The sequence below is a fragment of the Xanthomonas sp. SHU 308 genome (assembly GCF_000364645.1).
GTDB lineage: Bacteria > Pseudomonadota > Gammaproteobacteria > Xanthomonadales > Xanthomonadaceae > Xanthomonas_A > Xanthomonas_A sontii.
The window spans coordinates 1-857 of the sequence record NZ_AQOK01000737.1; the positions used below are offsets into that span (position 1 = coordinate 1).

The window sequence follows — 857 nt, forward strand, 5'->3', positions numbered from 1 at the left end:
AAACCGCGGCCCTGCTCGCCGGCACGCGCCGCTTCCACTGCCGCATTCAAGGCCAGGATGTTGGTCTGGAAGGCGATGCCGTCGATGACGCTGATGATGTCGGCGATCTTGCGCGAGGAGGCCTCGATGCCGCTCATGGTCTCGACCACCTGGCCGACCACCGTGCCACCCTGCGAGGCGACCGACGCGGCGCCGGTGGCGAGCTGGTTGGCCTGGCGGGCGTGTTCGGCGTTCTGCTTGACCGTGGAGGTCAGCTCTTCCATCGACGCAGCGGTTTCCTCGAGGCTGGCCGCCTGCTGCTCGGTGCGGCGCGACAGATCGTCGTTGCCGGTGGCGATCTCGCTGGCCGCGGCGTTGATGCTGACCGCGGCAGTCTGGATGCGCGCGACGATGGCGGCCAGCTGTTCGGTGGTGGCGTTGGCGTCGTCGCGCATGGTCGCGAACACGCCATGAAAATCGCCCTGCATGCGCACGGTCAGGTCGCCGGCGGCGATCGACTGCAGCAGGGACGACAGCGCCTGCAGGTTGCCGTCGGCGGTGGCCATCAGCTGGTTGAGGCTCTCGACCATCAGGCGGAAGTCGTACTGGAAGCGTTCGGCGTCGCCACGCACGCTGAAGTCGCCCGCCGCGGCGGCGACGGCCAGGTGCTTGATCTCGCTGTTCATCGCGGTCAGGTTGCGCTTGACCGTGTCCATCGTTTCGGTGAGCACCGCCTTTTCGCCGGGCAGCCGATCCATATCCTCGGACAGGTCGCCGATGGCATAGCGGCCCATGATCTGCGCCAGACGCTCGGTCACCGCGATATGCGAGGCGACCAGCGCGTTGCTGTCGTGGACCATGCGCCCGTAGTCGCCGGG

At 67.8% G+C, this 857-nt stretch carries 1 protein-coding gene; it reads right to left on the reverse strand.

All coding sequences use genetic code 11. From position 1 onward, the window contains the following. Window positions 1–857 (reverse strand): methyl-accepting chemotaxis protein (locus tag D588_RS0119585; protein WP_017917196.1); only part of this gene is annotated, 857 nt, incomplete at both ends.